The sequence below is a fragment of the Mycolicibacterium neoaurum genome (genome assembly GCF_036946495.1).
GTDB classification, from domain to species: domain Bacteria; phylum Actinomycetota; class Actinomycetes; order Mycobacteriales; family Mycobacteriaceae; genus Mycobacterium; species Mycobacterium neoaurum_B.
Window position 1 is genome coordinate 2,383,133 of sequence record NZ_JAQIIX010000002.1, and the last position, 24,194, is coordinate 2,407,326.

The following is a 24,194-nucleotide window of genomic DNA, read 5'->3' on the forward strand; positions in this document are numbered from 1 at the left end:
GGTGGGCAATAAACGAGGGTGCCCCGCCCAGACCTGAGCCCACACATCTTCGTGGTGTTCGGCGCCACCGGCGACCTGGCCGCCAGAATGCTGTTCCCCGGGTTCTATCAGCTGGCGGCGTCGGGCCGGTTGCCCGACGACTACGCGATCATCGGATCGGGGCGCCACGCACCGGAGGACTTCCGCGACACGGTGGACACCGCCTTGCGCGACGCGAGCGATGATGTCGATGGCAACGTTCTGGCGAATCTGCTCGGGCGCTTGAGCTTCGTGGTCTCGGATGCCGACGACGGAGCCGATCTGGCGGACGCGGTACGCAGGCGCCGAGAAGAGATCGGGCCTGACGCGCGCGTGTTGATCTACCTTTCGGTGCCGCCGGAGGCGATGGAACCGATGATCGACATGCTCGGTCGCGAAGGACTTGTCGAGGGTGCACGGGTGGTGGTGGAAAAGCCGTTCGGGACCGACCTGGAATCGTCACGCCAGCTTGATTCAGCCCTCAAAGAAGTCTTCGACGAGACCCAGATCTACCGGGTCGATCACTTCCTCGGCAAGGAGGCGGTGCAGAACATCCTGGCGCTGCGCTTCGCCAACGGATTTCTCGACCCGGCCTGGCAGGCGGGAACGCTGGAGTCCGTCCAGATCGATGTGCCCGAGACACTGACCATCGAGGGACGTGGCGACTTCTACGAGTCGACGGGATGCTTCCGCGATATGGTCACCACCCATCTATGCCAACTGCTCGGGGTCATCGCGATGGAACCGCCCGCGCGACTCGACGAGGCGGGCCTGCGCGACGCGAAGGCCGCCGTCTTCGAAGCCATGCGCCCGATGGACCCGCAGCGGGTGGTGTTCGGCCAGTACGACGGTTACCTCGACGAGGATGGCGTGGCAGACGACTCGCATGTCGAAACGTTCGTCGCCGCCGAGGTATTCGTCGACAGCGAGCGGTGGCGCGATATACCATTCTATCTCCGCACTGGAAAAGCCTTGGGGGACAACAGACGTACCGTCACTCTCACCTTTTCCGCGTCGACCGATCTGTTCGGACCCCAACGCAACCGCCTCGTGCTCGAACTGACCGACGAACCGACCATCGGTCTGCACCTGGCCGCCAAACGGCCAGGTCCCGGTCTGGACGTGATGGCGGTCGATGGAGGCTTCGGTATGGGCGAGTCCATCGGCGCGGATATGCCGATGGAGGCCTACGAGCGGTTGTTGTTCGACGTGATGCGTGGCGATCAGATGCTGTTCACCCGCGCCGACGAGGTGGACCGACTCTGGCAGATATGCCAGCCGGTGCTGGACAACCCGCCGGAAGTCCGGTCCTATCCCGCGGGTTCTTGGGGACCCGACGCGGCGACGGCACTGACCGATTGGCACCTGCCGGATGACTGAGGCTCTCGCGATCTCCCAGCACGGATTGATCGGTGACCTGCGGACCTGCGCGCTGGTCGGCGCCGACGGCACCATCGACTGGTTCTGTGCACCGCGTTTCGACTCCGCCAGCGTGTTCGCCGCCATCCTCGACCAGGACAAGGGCGGCAGCTGGCAGCTCACCCCATGCACCGAGGTGTCCCGCACCCAGCAGTTCTACTACCCGGACACCGCGGTGCTCATCACGCGTTTCCTCACCGATGACGGTGTGGTCGAAGTCCACGACTTCATGCCGGTGCTGGCTCCCGACGAAAAGGATCATCGGCAGCGGCTGGTCCGCCGGATCAGCGGTGTCCGCGGCACCATGCGCCTGCAGATGCGCCTGGATGCCCGCCCCGACTACGCCCGTCAGTCCTGCACGGCCGAATACACCGGAGATGGGGTGTTGATCACCGGCGACGGGGTGCGGCTCGGCCTGATCGCCTCGACCGATCTCGATATCGACGACGGCCCCGAGAACAGCATCGTGACAGCCGATTTCGAACTTTCATCCGGTCAAACCGCGCTGTTCGTGCTGGAGATGCTGGAGGACGGCGGTGATGTCACCGCCGACACGATGAGCCGGACCGATGCACTGTTCGACGCCACCATCGCGTTCTGGCGCGATTGGATCTCCACCTCCAGTTACACCGGGCGGTGGCGGGAGATGGTGCACCGCTCGGCCATCACACTGAAGCTGCTGACCCATGAACCCACGGGTGCGATCGTGGCCGCTCCCACCATGAGCCTGCCCGCGCCGGTCGGCGGCAGCCGCAACTGGGACTACCGGTACGTGTGGATCCGCGACGCCGGGTTCAGCTTGTATGCGCTGCTGCGACTCGGATACGTGAACGAGGCAAGCGATTTCATCCGTTGGCTGTCCGAGCGGATGGGTCAGCGCGACGGTGATGACGACCGTCGGTTGGGTCCGTTGCGGGTACTTTATGACATCGACGGAAAGCTGCCGGAGGAGCACGAGCTCGACCATCTGGCCGGGCACCGCGATTCGAAGCCGGTGCGAGTCGGCAATGCCGCCGCCCGCCAGCTCCAGCTGGACATCTACGGCGAGATCATCGACTCGGTGTATCTGTTCAACAAGCACGGTCCGGGTATCAGCCACGATGCCTGGCATGACGTGATCGCGATCGTGGACTGGGTCGCCGAGAACTGGGATCGCACCGACGCGGGGATGTGGGAGATCCGCGACGAACCTCAGGCCTACACGACCTCACGGCTGATGTGCTGGGTGGCGATCGAAAGAGCGATCAGGATCGCCCGGGCGCGGGGACTTCCCGGCGATCTGGTGGCCTGGTCCAAGGCTCGCGACGATATCTACGACCGCATCATGACGAAATCATGGAATCCCGATCTGCAGTCGTTCACCCGGGTCGAGGGCGGTGACGATCTGGATGCCGGTCTGTTGCTGATGCCGATGGTGAAGTTCTTGTCACCGGCGGACCCGCGTTTCCTGTCCACGCTCGCGGCGATCGAAGAACATCTCGTCACGGATAGTCTGGTCTTTCGCTACGAGCCGGGCACCGATGGGTTGGACGGCGAGGAAGGCACCTTCTCGATCTGCTCGTTCTGGTACGTTGAAGCGCTCACCCGGGCCGGACGGCTGGCCGATGCCCAGTTGGCGCTGGAGAAGATGTTCACCTACGCCAATCACGTCGGACTGTACGCCGAGCAGGTGAGCGCCACCGGTGACCAGGTCGGCAACTTCCCGCAGGCATTCACCCATCTGGCGCTCATCAGCGCGGCGATCAATCTGGATCGCGCCCTACCCTGACCGTCCGCGACGGCCCTGGGCGAACCGGCGGCTTTGCCAAAACGGCGTCCAGCGTGCGCTTTGTGGCTACTGTCCCATGACATTGCATGTTGTCAGCGTCGGGCTGGAGCGCAGGGGGGTCGTCGATGGAGGCTGTCGAGCGGTTGGAGGCGCCGAGGACGCGGCGGTCGTGGCGATACGGCGTAGCCGCGGTCACGCTGAGCGCTGGCCTCGTCGCCGCACCGATCCACGGTGTCGCGTGGGCGGAGGGATCCGAATCGACCGGCGGGACGGGATCGAACTCCGCTCCCGCCGACCCGACGTCTACCCGGCCCGACACCAAAAGCGAGGACACAAAGAACCCAGTCGAGAACCCAGTCGATCGCGGGGGCGAGAAGGGGCCCGAGCCGGCCCGGTCGGATCTGACCGATGATCGGCAAGCTGACGACAACGATTCGGCCGACCTCAAGGACCACCAACCGGAGGCAATCGAGCCGGGCGATGACAGCATCGTCGATCCCGCACCGACTCCCGACGTTGACGTCCCGACACCGGATGCCGGGCAGGTCATCACCCCCGATGACGAGGAGCCCCGGGAGCCGACCCAGCCCGACCTCGACACCGACCACCAGCCCGAACCCGCCCGCGATCCGAATCCAACCCTGACCGAATCGACGCCGCAAACCCTCGCGTCGTCCGGCTCACGGGCCGAGCGCTCCCACGACGAGCGGTCCGACGCCCGGCCCGCCCCGACATCGACCCGTGCCGAGACCGCCGGATCCGTCGGCCTGCTCGCCGCCCCGATATCGCAACCCGAACTCGGGACCGAAGCGGCGGCGGCGCTGGTCGAGGTGACCACACCCGCCCCGCCACAACCGCTGTCGCCGATCGCGGCGCTGATCGAACTGCCCGGCCGCATCGTCAACGCGATCCTGCAGTTCCTCGATTTCACCGTGGCCGCGACCGGGCCGCGCAGTCCGTTCCACATCGCGCCGATCAACGATCTGTTGTTCGCCGCATTCCGGGAACTGGAACGGTGGGCGGGTCTGCATCAGACCCCGGCGGTACAGCCGACGCTTCCCACCATGGTCTACACCGGCCCCACCGACCGCCCGACGCCGACAGTCGCGCAGTTCCTCAATGCCTCGACGGCCGCGTACGGCCTGGGCACCACACCCGGTGGCCTGGTCCCGTTGACCGTCAACGGGTTTCAACTGCAGTCCACCAACATCTTCTCCGGGATGTCCGGCAAGGCGTGGGTGACACCGCAGGGCCAGGTCATCATCGCCTACCAGGGCACCACCGGTGGCACCAACCTACTGTTCAACCCGCTCATCACGATCGCCCAGATTGTCGCCGATCTACAGGTCGTCCTTACCGATACGACGCCGTGGGCCTTCTACGATGCGTTGGATTTCGCACGCAGGGTCCAAGAGGAAGCTGCCCTACAGGGATATGCCCCCGACGACGTGTTCGTCACCGGGCACTCACTGGGCGGGTGGGAGGCGCAGTTCGTCGCGCAGCAGACCGGCCTGTCCGGTATCGGTTTCGAGGCCCCCGGAATGAACACGAGGGTTGACGGCAACGGTGCCACGTCGAACTTCGTCAACATCGCTCAGTACGGCAGTCCGGTGGCGTTTATGTCGACCGATCTGCCTGGGCTACAACCGTTCCTTCCGCCGTTTGTGGCCGGCGGCGGACTCAAACCGCACTACGGCCCGATCGTGATGATCGGTGACCGGGCAGCGATGAACCCGATCGTGAACTCCGCGGCCATGTGGGGCACCGGCCTCGTCGGCAGCGTCATCTTCGCCATCGATTTCTTCGCCAACTTCTTTCAGTACCACCTGATGGGTGTGCAGGCCTATCACCTCGATGTCGATCCCGACCCCGGCGTGGTCCCATGGTTGGGCACGCGCCAGGGAACCGTGCACACCGGCTACGGCGAGCTGACCATCCAGGAGCTGCTGAAAGCCGCTTCCGATGACGGCATCCTGATCGCCCCCTGACCCGGATCGACTCAGTCGGCGGTGTCGGTACCGGAATCGCCGGCGTCCTCAACCGGTGTCCGGTCGACCGTATCTTCCTTCTGGTCACTCGAATTGACGGTGACGACTCCGGTGTTGACCTGTGCGGGCTCTTCGGTGATGGACGGCTTCTCCGGATCGGGAGCCGTGAGCTCCCGGCGGATGTCCACCTCGTCGGTCGGGTCGATCGCCTGGCCGTCATCACCCTCGCCCGGGGTGAGGTCGACGTCGACCACGGGCTCGGAAGGCTGTGTGGGTGGGGTGGGTTCGGTGTTCTGCATGATCGTGTCCGGTGCGGAATGCGTCGTGATCGAGTCGCCGCCAGCGTCGTCATCGCCGTCCACGTCGGCATCGTCTCCGTTGTCGACCTGCCGGCACAGCATGCGTGCCGACTCGCTGTTCGGGGCCGCGGTGTCGAGGTCCGGCGGTGGGTCGGTGGTGACGGCAGCCCCGGCGCGATTGACGCCGAGGATCGATCCCACGAAGCCGACGACCGCCTGGACGACCTGGGTGATCAGGTTGGGGATGAAGGCCAGTGCCTGACTGACCGCACGCACGATCTGCTCGATGAAGGCCTGCAGGGGGTTGACCACCGGGCCGGTCGGCGGGTTGAACTCGGCGATGAGGTTCTTGAGTACATCGGCGGCGAGTTTGCGGTCCCACGTGTAGGTCCACAGCCCGAGGTTGTCCTCCGGGACGGTGCTGTCGGGCTGGGTGTCGCGAGTCTGATAGATGAACACCGGACCGGCGCCCTGCACGTTCTGCCAGGTGCGCAGCAGATCCTCGATGAACGCGGCCTGCTGCTGTTCGGTCAGTTGAGAGTTCTGGTAGCTCACGTTCGTCGGCTGGCCGTACTCGGTGATCCACACCTTCAGGTTGCCGTCGCCGTTCTGGACCATCAGCGCCCGCATCGCACCGAGCTGTTCGATGGGGTAATCGAACTGGTCGATCTGGGTGGCGCCGTTGGAGAACGGCAATGAGTACAGGTAAGGGTGATAGGAGATGGCGTCGAAGTATCCGTGCGCGCCGGCGTCGTACATACCTTGCAGGAATTCGACGGGACTCATGGCAGAGCCGTCCTGATAGGTGGGTCCGGCGACCACCGAACCGGCCACCACGGTCGCCGACGGGTCGGCGGTCTTGATGGATTGGTAGGCCGCCTTGAGGATCGCGGTGTATGCCGCGGGATCGACCGGATCGAAGAAGATCCTCGCGGTCGGCTCGTTCCAGATCTCGTAGGTCGAGATGCGTCCCGCGTACTTATCGGCGAGAACGCCGACGAAGTCGCCGAACTTCTCCGGATCGGGGTGGCCGACCAATCCGGGCGATTCCGGCTCGGCAGAGGCCCACTCCGGTGTGTACAGGACGGTGCCGAGAATGCCCATATTGCGTTCGGTGGCCTTGGCGACCAACATGTCGAGTTTGTCCCAGTCGTAGACGCCCTCTTCGGGTTCGATGGCAGCCCAGAAGACACCGAGACGGATGCTCTTGACGCCCAGGCTCTCCATGGCGTCCAGCGTCCGATCGATCTGCGCCTCGTCCATGGCGTAGAAGTCGTAGCCTTCGGCGATCCCGATGGAACTGGGCAACTCGGCGATGGCAGCGATGGGCTGCACGGCGTAGCTCGCAGCCCGCGCCGTGAACACGGTCGCCGGACCACCGATCCCGCTGACCAGGGACAGGGTCACACCGGTGCTTGCCGCCACGATGGCCAGGCGTTTCAGTGGGTTACGGGTGGATCGTCCCATGGCATTTTCCCTTACGCCGTCGTGTCGCACAGGAAAATCACAGTAGCTCAACGGTGACGGCCCGGCCTGGTTTTCGGTGGGTCAGATCCCGTTCCTGGCAAACATATCGGGAGGTGTGCGGATGCAAAGTTTGCGTCCGCGAAGGCCGCTCGGGTGCCGGGGCTCCGGTCACACGTCGAAGTCGACCGCCACGGTGGCACTGGTGGGCCGGGACTGGCAGGCGAGGATTCGTCCTGCCCGCACCTGCTCATTGCTCAGCGCGAAATTCTGGTCCATGGTGACCGTGCCGGAGGTGAGCACTGCCGTGCACGTCCCGCACGCACCGCCCATGCAGGCATAGGGTGCGGGGATCCGGTTGCGCAGAGCGGCCTCCAAGAGCGTCTCACCGGCAGTGAGCGACACCGTACGGGTGGAACCGTTCAGTCCGATGGTCAGTTCCGCGGCGATCGGGTCCGACGGTGCGCTCGGCGCGGCGAGAGCGTGGAACAGTTCGAGATGGATCCGATCATCCGGCACTTCACCGTCGATCAGGTTGTCGCGCAGGTGTATCACCAGTTCCTGTGGTCCGCACAGGAACCAGCGGTCTACTGCGTGAACATCACTGCCGATCACGTCACACACCAACGGATAGTCGATGCGACCGGGCAGCACCCCGGACGTCGGTTCGGCGGATCGCACGTGTTGCACGCGAAGCCGATCGCCGAAGCGGGACTGCAGATCCTCGAGCTCGACGAGGAACATCGTCGATTCCGCGGTACGGTTTCCATAGATGAGCGTGCAACGGCTCTCGCGTTCGATCTCCAAGATGCTCGTCACGGCAGACAGCACGGGGGTGATCCCGCTGCCCGCCGCGATGGCCACATAGTTGCCGCGGGTATCCAGGTCCGCCGGCGGACAGAAATCCCCTGTGGGAGGCGCCAGCTCGAGTGTCTCGCCGGCGCGCAGGTGTTCGGTGGCGAACGTCGAGAACAGGCCGTCGGGAATCCGGCGTATCGCGATGGCGAGTTCACCGGAACCTGGGGAGGTGCATATCGAGTACGTGCGCCGAATGTCCTGCCCGTCAAGTCGGTGATGAATGGTGAGGTGTTGGCCTGCGCGGAAACGGAATTGCTCGCGTAGGTCGTCGGGAATGTCGAAGCGGATCCGGACGCTGTCGGGCGTCAGCGGTTCGATGCTGCGCACAACCAGGGTGTAGGTCTCGCCGGTCTTGCGTGGGGCATGCACGGGAAGAAGGCGAGAAAGGCTGCCGTTCAACTCTTTCCAGGTCCGGTACTGCTCGGCATCGAGTTGCTGCCCGAAGGCCGTGAGCAACGCTGGGTTGTGCTCCAGATAGGCAGCCTCATTGCGTCGCCACGCGGCGACGTAACGGTGGAACGGGATCGACGGGTGCAGATGGTGGACCAGGTGGTAGTTCTGAGACAGCAGCAGGGGAGTCAGAATCCACTCGGCACCGACCCGGTTGCGCGTGGCCCGATAGCGATTCTGCCGGTGGGTGTCGGTCAGATCGTGGTGGGGCAGCCAGTCGAACCACCAGGCCAGTACGAACATCGCGACCCGCTCGGGGATGAGATAGACCAGTGCCAGTAGCCACAGGTGCCCAGAGAACCCGGCAACGGCTACCGCGGCGAGCGAGAACGTCATCAGGGCGGCTGTTTCCAAGATCTCCGAACGCGGGCGAGTATCCATGTTGCGCAACAGAAATCGCAGATACGGCACGTCCATCAACGGGAAGCGCAGCGGGAGTTGCCAGCGTGGGGCCGCGCTGACGAAATGGTCGGGATCGTTGTCACCGTCGTTGGTGTTCAGGTGATGTTCGATGTGGATGAAGGCAAAAGACTTGAACGAGATCAGTGGCGAGACGAACAGCATCGCCACGCGGCCGAACGCCACATTGACCCAGCGGTGGCGACTGATCGAATAGTGCGAGGCGTCGTGCAACACCGTGAACAGGACGAAGATGGCCGCGGCGCTCAGGGTGATGGTCACGACGGCGGGCAGCCGCGATGTCAACGCCGCCCAGGTCGAGATGCCGAATACGCTGATCGCGGCCACGAAGATGGCGACCGTCGGCCAGGACAGCGTCGGGATCTGCTCCCCGGTGTCGGGCACCGGTTCCGGCGTGGTGGCGGGGGCACCCGGGTGCGGGCCGGGCTGCTGGATGGTGATGGACACGGCGTACGTCCTCTTCCGCGACGAGTGAGTGTCTCGAAAGTAGGTCTGCCGGAGCCTGCGGGACAATGACCCCGCCGCACCTGCGCATGTGCTAGCCGCACATCGGTGGACCAGCGAAGTGTGGTCAATCGGTTATGTCGGCCGGAGTGCCGATGCGCCGAGCACGTCACAGATGTGCAGCGCGGCGTACACCTGGGCACGCCGCGCGGCCACCGGCCCACCGATCCGCTCCTCCGCACGGCGCACCCGTTGCAGCACCGTGTTGCGATGGACGCCGAGCATGTCCGCGGCGGTCTTGAGGCTGCCCTGGCCGGTCAGGAAGGCCAGCAGCGCGCTGCGCTCGGCCTGGCTCTTGGCATCGTCACGGGCCAGATCGCCGAGTTCGCCGTGCACGAAGTCGCGCGCACCGTCGAGGTCCTGGGTCATCAAATCCACCAGGGCGATATCGCCGAAGTAGGTGACCCGTGCCGTCCGCTCGGCGAGCTCGGCGACCCGACGTGCGCGCAGTGCCTGCCGATGAGAGGTCCGAAAGCCGGGTGGACCCGGATGGACCGCGCCCACGGCGATGTGGACGTCGGGGTCGACCGATGACGGCGGTACCCGCAGGTCGGTCGACGTGTCGCGCGATGCGGCGACCCAACCCCACAAGCAGCGGGGCCCGGCCGGGATGACCAACGGGTGGTCGGCACCCAGCGCCTTGGCGAAGCGCCGCACCGCCGCGGGCAGATCGACGCTATTGTCCGCGGTCCAGCAGACGAATCCGAGCTGGCCGCCGGTGAGTCGATGCCCCAGTACAGCTTCGGCGTTCCGCAGGTCGACCCGTTCATCGGCCAGCAGGGCGCGCACCACGTCGCTGCGTTCGGCCCGGTCCCGGCTTTGACGCCGGTCGAGTTCGGCGACGTACTCCGAGGACACCGAGGTCGAGATGCGATCGATGTACTGGAAACCAAACCTCTCGACCTCGAGGAACAGCCGCAACGATTCGGCGGGATCCGGCACATGGGTGGTGAGCGCTTCGGCGAACCTACCCGTGAAGTATTGATGCCCCAGGCGGTAGAAGCGCAGCATCACGTCCAGACTGTGCCCCCGTGATGCCATCGCGCGAGCGTGCTCCAGCGCGGTCACCGGCGCTTCGGCCGCGGTCGCATCGATGCCGTGCCGGACCATCGAGAGCACCGCCTCGAGGTTCGACGAGCACGACCCGAGAGTCAGCCCGCGCAGCTCCGGATCGGCGGCGATCTCGGGAATGTGGTGCGCGAGATGTTCGAGCATGTCATCGGCCAGCGCGGAGACGTCGCCGAGTAGCGCAGCGGCCACGGCCTGGACCGTCGGCGAACCGTCGGCGGCAGGTCGCGGGTCCACGTACCGGACCTTAGTGGTTGCGCACGCGCACCAAGGTCCGTCCTCGGTTACCGCCGCCACGGATTCGCTCCAATGCCGCCGGTACCTCGTCGAGACCGACCTCGCCGGCCACCAGCTCATCGAGCAGCGGTGGACGCAGGTCACGTCCGAGTCTGGCCCACACGTCACGCCGGCGAGCTATCGGGCATTGCACCGAATCGACTCCCAGGAGCGCGATTCCGCGCAAGATGAAGGGGAAAACGGTGGTGGGCAACGCCATTCCGCCGGTATTGCCCGACGCGGCGACGGCGGCGCCGTAGCGCAACGAGGCCAGCACGGCGGCCAGCGTCTCGCCGCCGACGCAGTCGACGGCGGCGGTCCATCGCTCCTTCTGCAAGGGCCGTGCCGGATCGCCGAGAGCCGCGCGGTCCACGACCTCGGCCGCACCCAGTGTGCGCAGCCAGTCGCCGGCATCGGGTTTGCCGGTCACGGCGGTGACCGAGAAGCCGCGCGCGGCAAGGATGGACACCGCGATACTGCCCACGCCGCCAGTGGCGCCGGTGACCAGCACCGGTCCGTCATCGGTGGTGGTCAAACCGCGTTCTTCCAGGGCGATCACGCTGAGTGCGGCGGTGAATCCTGCGGTGCCCACGATCATGGCCTCCCGCATGCTCAGGCCGTCGGGCAGTGGCACCACCCAGTCGGCGGGGACCCGGGCGTACTCGCTGAATCCACCGTGATGGGCGACGCCGAGGTCGTAGCCGTGCACGAGCACCTCGGTGCCGGCGTCCAGTCCTGAGTTTCCCGGGTCGACGACGGTGCCCGCCAGATCGATCCCTGGGATGAGCGGGTCGATGCGGGCGACCTTGCCGTCCTTGCTGGCCGCCAGCGCATCCTTGAAGTTGACGCTCGACCACGACACCTCGATCAGCACATCGCCCTCGCCCAGGTCCGCTATCGGGATCGGTTGGACCTGCAGCACGGTCTCGGGTCCGGTCGAATCGGCGACGAGGGCCTGCGCCTGGTCGGTCATGTGCTGCTCCTTCTGCACTGGCGTTGGCGCCGGTGTCGTGATCGCTGCGGGGTGGATTGCCGTTCTTCTCCGTCGTACACGCACATCGCGACGTGCTGGTCACGGGCCCACGTTTCAGGAATGTTTCCTGTCAAATGTGTTCACGGCGAGAATATTTACGCCGTTCGCCGTGCGGGTTCTCAGATTTGGGTCCAAGATGGCTACCCGGGTCGCTCGAGAAGCGTAAACGTGGACGGATTCACCCGTGCCGCTGAACCTAGGGAGCCAGATGAGCAAGCTGCGCAATGCGCTGCGCAAGATGACGGTGTTGTCCTGCACGTCGGCGGTGGCCGTATTCGGCGTCGCCGCGTGCGGAAGCGAGGGGTCCGACGGATCGGGCGGGGGCGAGATCAACATCTCGATGACGTCGTTCCCGGACTACATCGACCCGCAACTGTCCTACACCTTGGAGGGTTGGGAGGTGCTCTACAACACCTACACCCCGCTGCTGACCTACAAGCACGCGAAAGGCGAGGACGGCACCAAGATCGTCCCTGGTCTTGCCGCCGAGATGCCCGACGTCTCCGATGATGGCAAGACCTACAAGCTGAAGCTGCGGTCGGGGATGAAGTACTCCGACGGCACCGATATCAAGGCATCGGATTTCACCTATGCCATCCAGCGGTTGTTCAAGGCCGACAGCGGTGGTTCTGTGTTCTACAGCGGGATCGTCGGCGCTCCGCAGTACGCCGAGGGCACGGCCGACACCATCAGCGGCATCGTCACCGACGACGCGACCGGCGACATCACCATCACCCTCGACGCCGCCAACGGCACCTTCGAGAACGTGCTCGGCCTGCCGTTCGCCGCACCGGTGCCACCGAGCACCCCGCTGGCGGATGACGCCACGAACAGCCCGCCGCCGTCCAGTGGCCCGTTCATGATCACCAAGGTCGAGGCGCCCCAGACGCTGACCATGGAGCGCAATCCGAATTTCTCGACCGTGCGCGACGCAGGGGCCAGCGAGGTCGCCGATGCCCAGGTCGACAAGATCGTCGTGACCCAGAACAAGAGCAACACCGCGCAGGTCACCGGCGTCGAGCAGAACACCATCGACTTCATGGTCGACCCACCCGATGCCGACCGCCTGCAGGAGGTGAAAACCCGCTTCGGCGAACGGTTCCGGCTGGAAGAGTCGATCAACACCTACTACTTCTGGATGAACAACCAGACCGCGCCGTTCAACGATGTGCGCGTGCGCCAGGCGGTCAACTACGCCATCGACCCCGAGGCGCTCAACCGCGTCTTCGGTGGGCGCCTGCACCCGACGCAGCAGATCCTGCCGCCGGGTATGCCGGGTTATGAGGAGTACAAGCTGTATCCCGGGCCCGATATGGACAAGGCCAGAGCGCTTCTGGCCGAGGCGAATCCCACCGATCGCGATATCACGGTGTGGACAAATGACGAGCCCGACCGCAAACGGATCGGCGAGTACTACCACGACGTGCTCAACCAGCTCGGCTTCAACGCGACGCTGAAGGTGATCGCCGGCGATGTCTACTTCACCACGATCGGTAACCAGTCCACTCCCGATCTGGACACCGGTTTCGGTAACTGGTTCCAGGATTTCCCGCACCCGGACGACTTCTTCCGGCCGTTGCTCAACAGTGCGGCGATCCTGCCGACCAATGGCAACAACTTCTCCCGGGCGTCCTATCCCGAGCTGGACGCGAAGATGGACGAACTGCTGACCAAGCAGCTCACCGAGGGGGACACCGAGGCGCAGTATGCGGCGCTGGACAAGGCCTATATGGAGCAGGCGGCCTGGGCACCTTACGGTAACGAGCAGTTCACCACGTTCGTCTCCGACCGCATCGACTTCGACAAGGCCTACCACCATCTCCTGTTCAATCAGGACTGGTCGGCTCTGGCGCTGAAGTAGGTATGACCACCCCGTCCGACTCGGTGGAGGCACCGGGGGAACCCGTTCTTCCCCCCGGTGTTCCCGCCGAGCAGATCCGTGGGCGTAGTCCGTGGTATCTGGCCTGGCTCCGCTTGCGGCGCAACAGGATCAGTCTCGCCTTCGGAGCGTTGTTCGTACTGATCGTGCTGTTCTGTGTGGCGGCCCCGCTGTGGGCCGATCATGTCGCCCACACCGGGCCGAACGAGAATCACATCACCGATACGGTGCAGATCGGCGGCCGCGATGTCGATGTGGTGTCCCCGGACGGCACGCCGGTCGGCCCTGGCCTGCACGGCAGGTACCTGCTGGGCGCCGACCAGAACGGCCGCGATGTGATGGTGCGCCTGATGTACGGCGGGCGAACGTCGATCTTCATCGGTGTCGCGGCGGCGGCCATCACCACCGTGCTGGCCGTGCTGGTCGGGTTGCTGTGCGGTTACTACCGCGGATGGATCGACGCGACGCTGTCGCGGGTGATGGATGTGGTGTGGGCGTTTCCGGTGCTGCTGCTGGGCATCGCCCTGGGCACCGCGCTGGCCCTGGGCGGCTTGAAGATCGGCGCTTTCCAGATTGCCGGGGACTCGCTGTGGATCCCGATCATGATCATCGGGCTGGTGTACGTGCCCTATATGGCCCGTCCGATCCGCGGTGAGATCCTGGCGCTGCGGGAGAAGGAGTTCGTGGAGGCGGCGGTCGCGCAGGGTAAGGGCCCGGTGCGCATCATGGTCAGTGAGCTGCTGCCCAATGTCGTGTCGACCATCATCGTGTTCTTCACGCTCAACATCGCCAACAACATGTTGTTGGAGTCGGCGTTGTCGTTCCTGGGCGCGGGTGTGCGAGCGCCCAACGCCTCGTGGGGCACGATGATCGCCGACGGGTACCAGACGATCTACACCGCCCCGCATCTGACCATCGTGCCCGGTCTGATGATCGTGTTGACGGTGTTGTCGCTCAACGTGTTCGGCGACGGGCTACGCGATGCCCTCGATCCGCGCGCCAAGATTCGGTTGGAGCACTGAGATGCTGCGTTTCGTGGTGCGGCGGCTCGTCGGCATGGTCGGGGTGCTGTTCGCGATATCGGTGTTGGTGTTCCTGATCTTCAACGTGATTCCGAATTCGGATCCGGCGGCGCGTATCGCGGGGAAGAACGCCGATCCGGAACTGATCGCCAGGGTCAGTGCGGATCTGGGACTCGATCAGCCGCTCTATGTGCAGTACCTGACGATGATGAAGCAGATCTTCACCGGTCAGCTGACCTCCTATGCCAGTTCGCAGAATGTGGTCGAGCAGATATGGAAGGGACTGCCCGCGACGCTGTCGCTGTGCATCGGCGCGGCGGTGCTGTGGATGGCGCTGGCGATCTGGTTCGGCTATCTCAGCGCCGTGCACGCCGGCAAGTTCACCGACCGCGCGCTGACCGTGCTGTCGCTGGTCGGGATATCGATGCCGGTGTTCTGGCTGGCCGCAATCCTGTTGTACTACTTGAGCTTCAAGGCCGAGCTGTTCCCGACCAGTAGTTACGTCCCACTGACCAAGGACCCACTGGATTGGGCGTATCACCTGATCTTGCCGTGGCTGACGCTGGCCGTGCTGTACGTCGGTTTCTACAGTCGGGTGCTGCGGTCCAACATGCTCGACGTGATGAACGAAGACCATGTGCGCACGGCGCGTGCGAAGGGCATCAGCGAACGGCAGATCCGCATCAAGCATGTGCTGCGCAACTCGATGATCCCCATCGTCACGCTGTTCGGGCTGGACTTCGGTGTCGTCGTCGGGGGCGGGGCCATCCTGACCGAGACGGTGTTCAACCTCAACGGTGTCGGTCTGTATGCCGGACAAGCGATCGGCACGCTGGACCTGCCGCCGCTGATCGGGGTGACGATGTTCGGCGCGTTCTTCATCGTGCTGTTCAACACCCTGGTCGACGTGGCCTACGCATTCCTCGATCCACGGATCCGGCTCGGAGAGGCGGCACCGGTATGAGTCCGATACTCGAAGTCGAGGACCTGCGGGTCAGCTTCGCCACCCAGGACGGTGTGGTGGGCGCGGTCGACGGGGTGTCCTTCGCCCTGGAAGCCGGTGAGGTGCTGGCCATCGTCGGGGAGTCCGGCTCCGGTAAGAGTGTCACGGCGCAGACCGTGATCGGACTGACCCGTGCGCCGAACGCCACCATCGGTGGAGCGGTCCGGTTCGGCGGGCGCGACCTGACCCAACTGGACGACCGTGAATTACAGGGCGTGCGAGGCGAACACATCGCCATGGTGTTCCAGGACCCGATGACATCGCTGAATCCGGTGTACCGGGTGGGGGACCAGATCATCGAGATGATCCGGGCGCACCGAACGGTCTCCCGTGCCGAAGCACGCGACCGGGCGATCGAACTGCTGCGCACCGTCGGCATCCCCAATCCCGAACGCCGGGTGAAGGATTACCCGCACGAGTTCTCCGGGGGCATGCGGCAGCGCGTCATGATCGCCATGGCGCTGTCGCTGGAGCCGGAGGTGTTGATCGCCGACGAACCGACGACGGCGCTCGACGTCACGATCCAGGCCCAGATACTGCGACTGCTGGCTCAGCTGAACGCCGAACGTGGGCTGGCGGTGGTGCTGATCACCCATGATCTCGGCGTGGTGGCCGAGGTCGCGGACCGGGTGCTGGTGATGTACGCCGGGCAGGTGGTCGAGGATGCCGGGGTCGACGACATCTTCTACGATCCGCGACATCCCTACACCTGGGGGCTTTTCGGTTCACTCACACCGCTTGATGCGCCGCAGCATTCGCGGTTGCCGCATATCGGCGGCGCCCCGCCGTCATTGTTGTCACCACCGTCGGGGTGCCGGTTCGCACCGCGCTGCCCGCACGTCTTTGATGCCTGTGCACAGCTGCCCGCACTGACTCTCGATGACAGCGCGGCCGGGCACCGGGACCGGTGTTGGCTGGAACCGGAACAGAAGACCGCCCTGCGGCTTGTCGACGGGCGCATCGGATTAGGTAAGCCGGTGGCACTGTGAGTCGGGGCGAGCCGCTGCTGGAGGTCACCGATCTGGTCAAGCATTTCCCGATCAAGGCCGGCGCGATCATCGAGCGTGAGGTGGCGCGGGTGCGGGCCGTCGACGGGGTGAGCTTGACCCTGCGCGAAGGCGAGACCTTAGGCCTGGTCGGCGAGTCCGGTTGTGGGAAGTCGACGCTGTGCCGGCTGATCCTGCAGCTGACGGCGCCCACCTCGGGATCGGTGCGCTTCCGAGGTCAGGAACTGGTCGGCCGGTCCCGCCGGGATCTGCGGCCGATCCGCCGGGATATCCAGATGGTGTTCCAGGACCCGTATGCCTCGCTCAACCCGCGTAAGCGGATCGGTCAGATCATCGGGGATCCGATCGAGTTGCACGGGCTGGCCAGCGGCGGCGAGGTGAAGCGCCAGGTGCAGGACCTGCTGGACCGCGTGGGTTTGGCGCCCGAGCATTACAACCGGTTCCCGCATGAGTTCTCCGGCGGTCAGCGGCAACGCATCGGGATCGCCCGCGCGCTGGCCCTGCGGCCCAAGCTGATCATCGCCGATGAGCCGGTCTCCGCGCTCGATGTGTCGGTGCAGGCCCAGATCATCAACCTTTTCGAGGATCTGCAGGACGAGTTCGGTTTGTCGTATCTGTTCGTGGCGCATGATCTCGGCGTCGTGCGGCACGTATCGGACCGGGTGGCGGTGATGTACCTGGGCAAGATCGTCGAAACAGGTCCGGCCAGCGAGCTTTACGACCATCCGTTCCATCCGTACTCGGGGGCGCTGCTGTCTGCGGTCCCGATCCCCGACCCTCGCCGCAACGCCGCGCGCGAGCGCCTGATCCTCGACGGTGATGTGCCCAGCCCGATCGATCCGCCGTCGGGATGCCGCTTCCGCACCCGGTGCAGGTGGGCGACCGATATCTGTGCCGACGAGGAACCGGCGTTGCTCGAGCGGGAGCCGGCGCACGCGGCGGCCTGTCACCATCCGCGCAATATCGAGGCTGCCGTCGGGTCCGCGCCGGCTCAATAGACTGAACGACATGTTCGATCGGCGGATCTTCAGCGACCCTCCGGTGCCACTGAGCGCGGCCCAGGAGCGCACGGCCAAGCATGCGGCGATGCGGGCGGCGCGGGAGGCGCGCCGCTCGTTGCGGACCGCGCGGGGGCAGTACCGGCGCTATCGGGCGGTTGCCGGGGACTGTTATCTGGATTGGCCGCGCTGGCATGCGGAGTACCTGCAGGAGTACCGCGGCGGGCCGATGGTGGACGAGGGCGGGACCAGCGTCAGCACACCGTTGTACGGGGGAGGACTGGGCGCACCCTGACGATCTGCGTGTCCACTAAAGCAACAACTCGTTGCTATAGTGGATTGTCTGCTGGTCAAAGGGGTTGACGATGCGCATCTTGGTGAGCGGGGCTGGTGTAGCCGGTCTGAGTGCGGGGATAGATCTGGCGCGGGCTGGACACGATGTGGAGGTGATCGAGCGAGCCGATCATCTGCGGGTCAACGGCTCGCCGATCGACGTTCGGGGTACTGCTCTCGACACGGCTCGCAGCATGGGCATTCTCGACGCCATACATGCACACCGCATCACGATGACCGAGCAGACGGCGTTCGTCGATTGGTCCGGTGCGGCCGTCGCCACCCTGGTGCGCGACGAGATCGACGAGTCACCCGAGGACGTCGAGATCCCTCGCGAGGATCTGATGAACATCCTGCGCGCGGCCCTGCCTGCGACGGTGGACCTGCGATTCCGGGAATCCGTCACGCGCCTGTACGACGACGGCGACCACGTGTCGGTCGGCTTCGCTTCCGGTCGCGACGACGTCTACGACCTGGTGGTCGGCGCCGACGGCGTGCACTCGGCGGTGCGCCGACTGGTATTCGGACCGGAGGAGGAGTTCACCGAGCACCTCGGCATGTACGTCGCGATTGCCGAGGCGCCCGAGCAATCGACGCCGGGCAACCGGACCTCCGAGGTGTTGAACCTGCCCGGCCTGATGGCCGGCGTGGCCCGCTACCGAGACAAAGCACTGGCGCTGTTCGAATTTCGATCCGAGCCGCTCTACTACGACTATCACGACCTCGACGCGCAGAAGCGCATTCTGGCCGACGCCTTCGCCGGTGTCGACGACTGGAAGGTGCGGGAGCTGATCGACGCGGCGAAACGCGATCCCGAGCTCTACTTCGACGCGCTCGCCCAGATAAAGATGCCGTCCTGGCATCGCGGCCGGGTCGTCCTCATCGGTGATGCCGCGCATTGCGCGACGCCGATGGCCGGGCGGGGCACCTCGCTGGCCCTGCGCGGGGCATGGACGCTGACCGAAGAGCTGCGCCGCAGCGCTGATCTCGGCGAGGTGTTCAGCAGCTACGAGCAGCGGATGCGTCCGGAAGTGGCCGCGGCCCAGGAATTCGCCTCCGTCGGAGCCGATATCGTGCTCCCCGCCACGTGGCAGGCCATCGAGGCGCGCAACGCCCGGCTGCGCGCGGCCCAACCGCTCTAGGGTGGCGAAGGTGGAAGACAATGCCGGACCTGGCCGGCGTCCGGGCGGGCGCTCGGCCAGGGTTCGCCGGCAGATCATCGAGGTTGTCTTCGAACTCATCGCGCGAGACGGCATCGGGGGCTTGAGTTACGAACAGATCGCCGAGCGCGCCGGGGTCAACAAGACGACCGTGTACCGCAATTGGCCGGATCGAGCGACGCTGATCGCCGATGCGCTTGTCAGCTTCGGCGAAGATGTGGCGCCCCTGCATGATTCGGGTGATCTCGCCGCGGATATCACCGATTTCCTCGACGACCTCGCCGTAGCAACCGAAAGTCCGCGCGGGCGGGCCGTGCTGAACATCGTGACCGCAGCGCGGGACAACCCCGAGCTGCGGGCCGTCGTGGACGAGGTGTTCGACCGTCGTGTGGAGATGGTGAAGGACCGGTTGCAGGCGTCGGTGGATCGCGGTGAACTACCCGCGGCCGACCTCGCGCTGCTCGCCGCGATGCTTGCGGGCCCGGTGCAATTGTTCGCCAGCCGTGGCGTCCGCACCTTCACCAGGGACGACGCCCGCCGGGTGACGGCGATCGTTCTTGCCGGCGTGCGTGCCACAGCTAAAACGCTATGAGCGAGAGGGGTACAGCCGCCGAGATCGTCGGCGAACTCATCGACATCGTCGGGCGCGCGCACGTCCTCACCGATCCCGAGACGATCGCCGGTTATCGGACCGATTGGACGGGGAGATTCCAGGGTCACACCGATGTCGTGGTGCGGCCGGCCGACACCGCGGAAGTGGCTGCCGTCCTTGCCATCTGTGAGGAGCGCGGCGTACCGGTGGTACCCCAGGGCGGTAACACCGGTCTGGTCGGTGGGTCGGTACCGATGCACGGCGAACTCGTGTTGAGCACGCGACGTCTCAGCGAGATCGAGCATGTCGATCCCGTCGGTCGCACGCTGGCGGCGGGCGCCGGGGTGACCGTCGCGCGGGCCCAACAAGCGGCCCGAGAGCACGGACTCGATCTCGGTGTGGACCTCGCCTCCCGCGATTCGGCCACCCTCGGCGGCATCGTAAGCACGCCGGTGGGGTGCGCGTCATCAAGAACGGCGGCACACGTGCCCAGTTGCTCGGTGTCGAGGCGGTCCGCTCCGACGGGTCCGTCGTGACCCGATGGAAGGAGCTGACCAAGGACAACGTCGGCTATGACCTGCCCGGTCTGCTGGCCGGATCGGAGGGAACCCTCGCCGTCATCACCCGGGTGCTGATGCGGCTGGTGGTGCCCGCACCGCAGACGGTGGTGGCGCTGGTGGCCGTGCGGTCGGTGGACGCGGCGCTGGTGTTGTTGGACCGGGTGCAGCGCCACGGCCTTCGGCTGGAGGCCGCGGAGTTCATGACCGCGGCGGGAGTCGACCTGGTGTGCAGCCACACCGGACTCCGTTCGCCGTTCGATGACGATGCGCCGATCTATCTGCTGTTGGAGGTGCCGGGGGCGGGTGAGGCGGAGAACGCGTTGTCGACGCTGTTCGCCGAGGACACCGACGCGGTCCTGGACGCCACCTTGGAGACGGGTCCCGCGCGCACGTTGTGGCAGTACCGCGAGCGGCACACCGAGTCGATCTCGGCGGAATCACGCACGCCGGCAGTCAAATTGGATGTGTCGGTGCCGCTGCGAGTACTCGCGGACTTTTACGACACGCTGTGTTCCCGGTTGGGGGCCGAGCATCCCGACGTTCGCGCGATCTGCTTCGGGCATATCGCCGATGGCAATGTCCACGTCAACGTGCTCGACGTGCCGATCGAAAAGCAGTACGCCATCACCGATCTCGTGCTGCGGCTGGTGGCCGACTACCAGGGCAGTATCAGCGCCGAACACGGTATCGGGCACGCGAAGGCGGCGTGGATGGCGCTGGGGCGCAGCGCGACCGATATCGACACCATGAAGCGGATCCGAGCGGCCTTCGATCCGGCTGGGATATTGAACCCGCACGTGCTGCCGCGGTGATCGGCTTCCCGGCGTCCGGGAATTGGCAGACCTTGAACATGGAGTAGCCCGGAACGCGCAATGCTTGAAATTGCATGCATAAGCCTCGACGTCGAACCGGGTAGCGCCGCGCAACGCCTTAAGCATGGAATCGCAAGCCTAAGGAGTGCGGCAATGCGTGGTCTCCAGGACCGTCGACGCCGTTGTCGACGCCGCGGAGCCTTGGCGGGCGCGATGTGAGCAGATCGGTTTCGGTGATCGATGAACGGGGCTTCTTGCCAAGATGCTTACGAGACTCGACCGCCAGAAGTGGTTGCTCGCGCTTCCGTTGAGCGTCTGTGGAGCCGATGACGGGAATCGAACCCGCGTATTCAGCTTGGAGGTGTTGCGTTTGTAGAAGTCTCTCAAAGTGTCCAGACATGTTGTGTATCAGTCTGATCCGTGAGTTCATGATGCACTCAGGTCCGCGGTAGTATGCCTTGATTTGTGAACGTTTCTACGGGGAAAATACGGAGCGGCTGCAATCTGTATGACGCGACAAGTAGCGTCAAAGTATGCCGATCAGAACGTTCAGCCTTGATGAATATGCCGACGCCTTGCTCGGCGGACACAGTCCACATGAAGTGCAGTGGCTGATCAAACGCCTCCGCGGAGAGAGAGAACCAACCCTCCCTGGGTACAAGGCGGGGCGCCGGTGGCGCGCGACAGCGGCCGATATCGAGAAGGCCATCGAGCTGTTGCGGCCGCCGCACCAACGGCTCCCCGAGCTGCCGCGCGCATCCTCGATGACCCCCACCTCGCGTCGGCGGCTTCTTAGACAGCCATCGTCTGGACCATCGGAGTAAGCACACCGCATCGCCGACATCTAGGACATCTAGTTTGCTGGAGCTTCGGAACCGATACAAAACACCAGCTCAGCGCCGACATTTGCTGTGCAGGCCGGAAAGTGTGTAACCCGTACAGATCCAAATCATCAGAGCGTTGCGGTACGGGGCAGACACCGCCGGGGGAACTCCCACCCCTCCCCTATGGGGTGTCTGTTGAGTGGACATCCTTGGTTCATGTACGCCGACGGTCGGTGGTGCGGCCCTTGTGTTCGTTGCAGGCTCGGCAGGCGGCGCGGAGGTTCTTCGGGTCGAGTGCGAGGTCTGGTCGCTGGACAGCGGGGATGATCTTGTCGACGGTGGTGGCGTGGCCGGTGCAGATGTCGGTGTATTGGATTTGGCATTGGTGGCCGTCTCGGTCGAGGATCTTGGGTGCGAGTTTCTTCCAGTCGGTCGTGACGGTGATGCGGCTTGATGCGGTGCGTTCGCCTCTCCAGTGCACGGTGTGCGTTGGGCAGTACTTGCCGGTGGTGATGAGCTCGTCGCAGGTGCCGTTGGCGCCGGGACAGCGGCGTGGTGCTCGGGGCATCAGAATCTCCTCATCTTCGGAGCCAGCGCATTGCGCCATGACACCTAAACCATCACACGACGTGCCCGTAGATAGGAGCCGGTTTTTACCGTGGTTGGCGTGGCGTCCGATGCTCCCTGTGCCCACCGCAGATTGAGAGTCCCTGCCGTGGTGATGGTGACCATTCCCTCGATCGTCACCGCGCCGATGGTTCCCGCACCGAGTGCGCCGACCGTGAGGGACTGGTTGAACTGCGCGGCGATCGGGACGAAGCTTGACGCTGACGTGGATGCGTTCGACGCCGCGGGGCCCAGCGCGCGCCAGTAGCCTGTGGGGCTCGCCGGGGTGGCCAATCTGACCGTGATGTCGCCGGACTGCGCGCCGTCAACAAATAGCATTCCGGCGATCTCCCACACCTCGCCGACGGCGACCGGGAACTGCAGGTCCGTGTCATCGACCAGGGTGACTGACGAAGTGACGGACTGGTCAGAGGTTTTGTAGCGGTTGAAGAATCCGAGTTCGACTTTAGTTCCGGGGCCCAGGTGTAGCGTTCCTTGGCCGTTCTGGTCGGCGCGGCGGCAGGAGTTGTCGGAGAACAGGATGTCGACGTTGGCTGTGCCGTTCTCGTAGTAGCAGTAGGACTGTCGGTTGAGGCTGGCGTTGAAAAAGTTGTTGCCCTTGATGACAACCGACGTGCACGTGTCTACGGCGATACCGGCGCCGTTGAGGCCTGCTCCGCCGTTGTAGTTGTTCGTCCGGATGATGTTGTCGGACACTGTGCAGTTGGCGGCGGAGAACATGTAGATGCCTTGGTTGCCGTTGTCCCAGATGTCGTTTCCGAGGAAAAGGTGCCCTCGGTTGGTTCCGGACTTGCAGCGTATTCCTGCGCCGTTATGCTGGGTTTCGATGTAGCAGTTGACGACTCGGCAACCGGCGGCGGACTGAAATGTGATTCCGTCGCGGTCTCCAGATCCGGCTGTCCCATTGCCCCAGATGTGACAGCCCATGATGGAAACGTCACCGGCAGAGCACATGATGCCCGACAGGCCGTTCTGGTCGATGTAGGAGTTGGCCAGCATCGAATCGGTCGCACTGCCGTAAAACCGCATTCCGTAACCGGTGTTGGCGCGGGATTCGCAGTGGACGATGGTGGAGGATACTGTCGGGCCGGAGCATTCGAAAGCGTATCCGTCGCCGTTGAAGGACTCGACCCAGACGTTGTCCAGGAGAAAGTAGTTCACCGGCGCGGCCGAGCTGGTGACGAGACCACGGGAGGGGCCAGACTGGCCGGCCTTATTGCCTGACAGGGTCAGATCACGCACGGTGATCTGAGTGTTGGCAAGGGTCAACATGTCGGCATTCGAACCGTTGCGCAGGTAGAGCTGAGCTGGCGAGTTGTACGGCTGTGCGCGGCCGGAGCATCCGAAGATCGTCACGGACGGGGTGTCGACGACGTGCCCGCCGTTGGTCATGTATCGGCCGACGGGGAAGTAGAGGGTTTCTCCAGGTATGAGTGCGGCGAGTGCTGCGTTGATTGCGACGGTGTCGTTGGTAACTCCGTCGCCTTTGGCGCCGTAGTCCCTGACGTTTCGTAGGAGTTCACCGCGACCAATTGCGGCAAGATAGTCCCGCGCGTCTTCGGCGTTCTTGGCGGTGAATACCTGGCCGCCGATAGTGGACCCACCGAGGGCTGTTGCGCCCGACTCTGACACCTCGGCGCGCGTGATCTCGTAGTCGAGATCGTTGTAATGGTGCAGCCCATCACCGACCTTCTCGCGGCCGGTGTCAGTCTCGCGAATCCGCTCCCCCTGCAACGGAATAGCATTCTCCAGCGCGAGAGCGGCGGCGGTGCGTTGGTACGGCATGATCCGGTACCGGCGAATAGGAGTCAC

Annotated in this window: 17 protein-coding genes and 1 pseudogene; 12 read left to right on the forward strand and 6 right to left on the reverse strand. The window is 64.9% G+C overall.

Translation table 11 applies throughout. The features are described 5' to 3' along the window. The first annotated feature begins 18 nt into the window (after positions 1 to 18). From zwf to PGN27_RS16765, 3 genes are all read left to right on the forward strand, one after another. Positions 19 to 1,398 carry a glucose-6-phosphate dehydrogenase gene (zwf, locus tag PGN27_RS16755; RefSeq protein ID WP_335327132.1) on the forward strand — a complete coding sequence of 460 codons (1,380 nt, stop codon included), beginning with the start codon at positions 19 to 21 and terminating at the stop codon, positions 1,396 to 1,398. Continuing rightward, the gene (locus PGN27_RS16760; RefSeq protein WP_335327133.1) at positions 1,391 to 3,205 is read left to right on the forward strand and encodes a glycoside hydrolase family 15 protein; all 1,815 of its coding nucleotides are present in this window, start codon (positions 1,391 to 1,393) and stop codon (positions 3,203 to 3,205) included. Before zwf ends, PGN27_RS16760 begins: the two co-directional genes overlap by 8 nt. A 125-nt stretch (positions 3,206 to 3,330) precedes the next feature. Beyond that, positions 3,331 to 5,193 carry a hypothetical protein gene (locus PGN27_RS16765; protein ID WP_335327134.1) on the forward strand — a complete coding sequence of 621 codons (1,863 nt, stop codon included), beginning with the start codon at positions 3,331 to 3,333 and terminating at the stop codon, positions 5,191 to 5,193. An 11-nt stretch (positions 5,194 to 5,204) separates the two neighbouring features. Here the strand turns inward: PGN27_RS16765 and PGN27_RS16770 are convergent, their stop codons facing one another. The 4 genes from PGN27_RS16770 to PGN27_RS16785 form a co-directional block, all read right to left on the reverse strand. Then, a complete protein-coding gene (locus tag PGN27_RS16770) occupies positions 5,205 to 6,959 on the reverse strand; it encodes a beta-galactosidase (protein ID WP_335327135.1) in 1,755 nt (584 codons plus the stop codon). 168 nt (positions 6,960 to 7,127) lie between these two features. After that, positions 7,128 to 9,131, reverse strand: coding sequence for a fatty acid desaturase (locus tag PGN27_RS16775; RefSeq protein WP_418888608.1), 2,004 nt, complete (start codon positions 9,129 to 9,131; stop codon positions 7,128 to 7,130). Positions 9,132 to 9,263: 132 nt separating this feature from the next. After that, positions 9,264 to 10,493 (reverse strand): PucR family transcriptional regulator, encoded by a 1,230-nt coding sequence (locus PGN27_RS16780; RefSeq protein WP_335327136.1) that lies wholly within the window; start codon positions 10,491 to 10,493, stop codon positions 9,264 to 9,266. Positions 10,494 to 10,503: 10 nt separating this feature from the next. Beyond that, positions 10,504 to 11,505: an acrylyl-CoA reductase family protein gene (locus PGN27_RS16785; protein WP_335327137.1), complete on the reverse strand. Its 1,002-nt coding sequence runs from the start codon at positions 11,503 to 11,505 to the stop codon at positions 10,504 to 10,506. Between the two features lie 268 nt (positions 11,506 to 11,773). On the opposite strand from PGN27_RS16785, the gene PGN27_RS16790 reads away from it, so the two are divergent. The 9 genes and pseudogenes from PGN27_RS16790 (at position 11,774) to PGN27_RS16830 (ending at position 20,931) form a co-directional block, all read left to right on the forward strand. Continuing rightward, positions 11,774 to 13,426: an ABC transporter substrate-binding protein gene (locus tag PGN27_RS16790; protein WP_335327138.1), complete on the forward strand. Its 1,653-nt coding sequence runs from the start codon at positions 11,774 to 11,776 to the stop codon at positions 13,424 to 13,426. Between the two features lie 2 nt (positions 13,427 to 13,428). Next, on the forward strand, positions 13,429 to 14,466 hold the full coding sequence (locus tag PGN27_RS16795) for an ABC transporter permease (protein ID WP_335327139.1): 1,038 nt from the start codon (positions 13,429 to 13,431) through the stop codon (positions 14,464 to 14,466). 1 nt (position 14,467) lies between these two features. Beyond that, positions 14,468 to 15,430: an ABC transporter permease gene (locus PGN27_RS16800; RefSeq protein ID WP_019513413.1), complete on the forward strand. Its 963-nt coding sequence runs from the start codon at positions 14,468 to 14,470 to the stop codon at positions 15,428 to 15,430. Then, complete coding sequence (locus PGN27_RS16805) at positions 15,427 to 16,458, forward strand: ABC transporter ATP-binding protein (RefSeq protein ID WP_036459204.1); 1,032 nt, start codon at positions 15,427 to 15,429, stop codon at positions 16,456 to 16,458. Before PGN27_RS16800 ends, PGN27_RS16805 begins: the two co-directional genes overlap by 4 nt. Continuing rightward, a complete protein-coding gene (locus tag PGN27_RS16810; RefSeq protein ID WP_036459206.1) occupies positions 16,455 to 17,474 on the forward strand; it encodes an ABC transporter ATP-binding protein in 1,020 nt (339 codons plus the stop codon). Before PGN27_RS16805 ends, PGN27_RS16810 begins: the two co-directional genes overlap by 4 nt. Positions 17,475 to 17,484: 10 nt before the next feature. Then, positions 17,485 to 17,769 carry a hypothetical protein gene (locus PGN27_RS16815; RefSeq protein ID WP_030136993.1) on the forward strand — a complete coding sequence of 95 codons (285 nt, stop codon included), beginning with the start codon at positions 17,485 to 17,487 and terminating at the stop codon, positions 17,767 to 17,769. A 70-nt stretch (positions 17,770 to 17,839) separates the two neighbouring features. Then, positions 17,840 to 18,949, forward strand: a complete 1,110-nt coding sequence (locus PGN27_RS16820; RefSeq protein WP_335327140.1) for an FAD-dependent monooxygenase — start codon at positions 17,840 to 17,842, stop codon at positions 18,947 to 18,949. 10 nt (positions 18,950 to 18,959) lie between these two features. Further along, on the forward strand, positions 18,960 to 19,559 hold the full coding sequence (locus PGN27_RS16825; protein ID WP_335327141.1) for a TetR/AcrR family transcriptional regulator: 600 nt from the start codon (positions 18,960 to 18,962) through the stop codon (positions 19,557 to 19,559). Further along, positions 19,556 to 20,931: pseudogene (locus PGN27_RS16830) on the forward strand (FAD-binding oxidoreductase). Before PGN27_RS16825 ends, PGN27_RS16830 begins: the two are co-directional and overlap by 4 nt. Positions 20,932 to 21,969: 1,038 nt before the next feature. Here the strand turns inward: PGN27_RS16830 and PGN27_RS16835 are convergent. Together PGN27_RS16835 and PGN27_RS16840 are read right to left on the reverse strand one after the other, a co-directional pair. Beyond that, entirely contained in the window at positions 21,970 to 22,323 is a 354-nt protein-coding gene (locus tag PGN27_RS16835; RefSeq protein ID WP_335327142.1) for an HNH endonuclease, read from the reverse strand. A 44-nt stretch (positions 22,324 to 22,367) separates the two neighbouring features. After that, positions 22,368 to 24,194 carry a right-handed parallel beta-helix repeat-containing protein gene (locus PGN27_RS16840; RefSeq protein ID WP_335327143.1) on the reverse strand — a complete coding sequence of 609 codons (1,827 nt, stop codon included), beginning with the start codon at positions 24,192 to 24,194 and terminating at the stop codon, positions 22,368 to 22,370.